Here is a 3,100-nt window from a genome sequence, read left to right as displayed (position 1 = left end):
ATTAAAAATAATTATTTAATTAAATAATTAAAAACAATAAAGACAATTAAATCATTTAAGACAATTATTAAAATTAATCTGATTAATACTTTTTCATAAACAAATAATGCAAAAATAAAAGACCATAAGAATTAAAATAAGAACTATTATTTATTTTAAAACAATATTACTTATGTTATGTTGTCTTTTAGCTAATAATTTTGCTCTTTCGATGTTAATTCCATTTTTACCAATAGCAATTCTTTTATTGGAAGAATCAGTATTGACAAAAGCTATTTTTTCATCATTATTATTGGTAACAACTTTAATGGATTTAAGTTCAGCAGGAGATAAAATATTTTTTATAAATTGGGCAGGATCATCATTGAACTCAATGATTTCCACACCTCTGCCAACTGCTTTTTTAACTTTAGTAACTGTGCTTCCGCCTTTACCAATAGCCAAACCCATATCACCATTCTTAACGACAAATGTTACCTTGGAATTTTCATCATCAATAATACAATCCTTTACCATTGCACCAGTCATACTCTCAAAAAGAGCAATGAATCTCATATCATTTGCATTAAATTTAATAGACACAAAAATCTACTCCTTTGCTTCTAAGATAGTAGAATCTCCTGGATCGTTTATGATTAAAGTAGCTACAGTAAAAGGTTTACCACAAACAGAACCTAAATCTACACTTGTACCTTCATATACAATGAAAGGAATTTCAGAAAGTTCAGCATAATATTCCACATCTTCTAAAATTTCTTTAGGACTGTTAGCTGCAACAACTGCAAGTTTGCCTTTACCTAATTTTAAAGATTGAATAGATTTTTCAGAGCCGAGAGTAACATCTCCTGTATCTACTGCAACTCTTATTCCTCTTTCTATATCCATCATCTGCCTCCTAAATTTTCAATTAGAAAAATTCTATATCTTTCTCAAGATAAAAAGTTCTTATCTTTAAGATAAACTATCCAAATTAAAAAATACTAATCAAGACCCTAATAAATTTAATAATGAATCGAAATTAATATCAAATTATAATGGATCCATGCCCAACATCAATTAATCAGGATAAAAAATCTAAAATAAGATAAAATATCTTACTCCAGACTAAAATTATTCATAGAGTAATAAAATATGTGCTATTAATTTAATAATAAAAATTTAAAAAAATTAATAAATAAAATTAAATAACATATATCAAAATTAAACTATTACATTTAATTATTTTAAATCTATTATTTATAATTTATTGATAAAATCAAGGAAATTTTAAAAAATTTGCCTAAATCAAATCATTATGCAATTAAAAATATAAAATTCAAAAATTTGATAAAAATTGAATTTAATCAAAATCAAGGAAAATAAAACAAAGTTTCAAACTATGATTAAAATTAAATCATTTTAAAATTATTTATTAAAAGTTTTTACAAATTTATTGAAATTTAATAGAACATTAATAAATTATTCTTTTTTAAAAAATATTTATGAAATTATAATTAATTAAAATAATTAAAAATAACTAAAAATAATTAAAAATAATTAAAAATAACTAAAAATAATTAAAAATAATTAAAAATAATTAAAAATAATTTTTAAAAATTTAAAAAAATAATATAAACATGAATAAACTTTTTAAGCGTTTAAAATAATTTTAAACAATAATAAAACTATATAAACAATGTTAAAATAATTTTAAACAATTAAATAAAAATATTAATATTATAATTTTTTATAAATTTTAAAAGTCAATTAAATAAAAATATTAAATATTTAAAATAAAATTAATTAAGACTCTCTTAAAGGCCAATTAATTTTAAATCAAATAATTAATACTCAATTAACCAATAACTATTCATAAACGTCTGGTTTCATTGTAACACTTACTGAACCAGTACCAAGAGGTATAGGTTGACCAATAATAATATTTTCAATAATACCTGTTAAGTCGTCAACTTCTCCCCTAATACTTGCATGAAGCAAATGCTTACCTGTCTCTTCAAATGCCGCACGAGCAAGAACACTTGATTTTTCACCACTAATACCATGTCTTCCAATGGATTTTACAACACCTTCAGAAGTCATCATATCAGCAACCAACATGATGTGTCTAATGTCCACACTTAAACCTTGGTTTTCAAGAGTGCTGTTTAACTCATGGATAATGGCATTACGTGCAGCTTCAATACCTAAAACGGTTTCAATTTCATGAATGTCATTGGTGGTTGTCCTTACCTTGTCTATGCCTTCAATCTTGAATAAGGCTCCAAGGTTGGAACCTTCGGTTTGAAGAATAAACTCTGATCCGTCATTACGGACAATAACCTTTCCAATATTTTTTGTACCACTGATTTGTAACTCACGAACCTTATCCCCTAAAAGCCTAAGTTCCCTAAGGGCGTTCTTTTGAGGTTGGAAGATAAGTTCATTACCATCAATTTCAACATTTTTAAAATGCTTTTCAACACGTTCAATAATTTTATTGTATTCCAACCTTTTGGATTGGATTTTTTCTTCATCAAGAGTAACCAATACTCTCATGTTACCATAGTCTAACTTATAAAATGACAAAACATCCTTTATAGTACTTTTACCAATTTGGTTAGCTAATTTTCTAACGAATTCCTCATCATTTTTATATTCTTCCTCAAAGAAAATATCCATTGTAGGTGTGGAAATCTTTTTCCTGGCATCCACAATTTCAATTAACCTAGGAAGCCCAAGAGTTACGTTTAACTCTGCTACCCCTGCATAGTGAAAAGTACGCATGGTCATCTGAGTACCCGGTTCTCCAACAGATTGTGCTGCAACAGTACCAACAGCTTCACCCGCTTCAATATGAGCACGTTCATAAGCTTCCTGTACCTTAAGAACCAAAGTGTTTAACTCCTTATCGGTTAAATCTCTTCTTTCATAAGCGTCTGCTAAATCTTCAACATAACTTTTAGGAAAGTCAATTTTATTTTTCTTTAAGACTTTTTCCACCAATTCAATTGTATCTTGTTCTACCATAAAATTGCCTCCTTATTTTCCTGCAGCTTGGGAATCTTCACTAATTCTCATTTCGTCAATAAGTTTATCCAGGTTAGCCACCTTACCAAAGTCA

The 3,100-nt window shown here is 26.7% G+C and carries 3 protein-coding genes; all 3 read right to left on the bottom strand.

Features of this window, described 5'->3' with window-relative positions:
• Positions 1 to 150: 150 nt before the first annotated feature.
• The 3 genes from Q0138_RS08570 to rpoA2 all read right to left on the bottom strand — a co-directional run bounded on the left by Q0138_RS08570 (position 151) and on the right by rpoA2 (position 3,006).
• Positions 151 to 582 (bottom strand): NusA-like transcription termination signal-binding factor, encoded by a 432-nt coding sequence (locus Q0138_RS08570; protein WP_297983430.1) that lies wholly within the window; start codon positions 580 to 582, stop codon positions 151 to 153.
• A 6-nt stretch (positions 583 to 588) separates the two neighbouring features.
• Positions 589 to 888 (bottom strand): 50S ribosomal protein L30e, encoded by a 300-nt coding sequence (locus Q0138_RS08565; RefSeq protein ID WP_297983428.1) that lies wholly within the window; start codon positions 886 to 888, stop codon positions 589 to 591.
• A 957-nt stretch (positions 889 to 1,845) separates the two neighbouring features.
• Positions 1,846 to 3,006 (bottom strand): DNA-directed RNA polymerase subunit A'', encoded by a 1,161-nt coding sequence (rpoA2, locus tag Q0138_RS08560; RefSeq protein ID WP_297983425.1) that lies wholly within the window; start codon positions 3,004 to 3,006, stop codon positions 1,846 to 1,848.
• Between the last annotated feature and the right edge of the window lie 94 nt (positions 3,007 to 3,100).

The sequence above is a fragment of the uncultured Methanobrevibacter sp. genome (assembly GCF_937906425.1).
In the GTDB taxonomy this organism is placed as follows: Archaea; Methanobacteriota; Methanobacteria; order Methanobacteriales; family Methanobacteriaceae; genus Methanobrevibacter.
This window is presented reverse-complemented; position numbering and strand designations above follow the sequence as displayed.